The organism is Deinococcus sp. (assembly GCF_018260405.1).
Lineage (GTDB): Bacteria > Deinococcota > Deinococci > Deinococcales > Deinococcaceae > Deinococcus.
Genome location: NZ_JAGLBG010000241.1, coordinates 1 through 253 on the forward strand (window position 1 = coordinate 1; position 253 = coordinate 253).

Below are 253 nucleotides of genomic sequence, written 5' to 3' on the forward strand. Positions count from 1 at the left end.
GTGATTATTATACAAATGACAATCGCCGCCGGTCCAGATAAACTCCCCCACACCCAAGCCGCAAACCTGCGCCACCATATGCGTCAATAGAGCATAACTGGCAATATTGAACGGTACGCCTAAAAAAATATCGGCACTACGTTGGTAGAGTTGGCACGATAGTGCATTGTCCTGTACAAAAAATTGAAATAACGTATGACAAGGCGGTAGTGCAACTTGATTAGCCTCTTTAGGATTCCAGCCCGTCACGATT

Annotated in this window: 1 protein-coding gene; it reads right to left on the reverse strand. The window is 45.5% G+C overall.

Features of this window, described 5'->3' with window-relative positions:
- The coding region (gene thyA, locus QZ269_RS13320; protein WP_291427175.1) for a thymidylate synthase at positions 1-253 on the reverse strand (253 nt) is incomplete at both ends.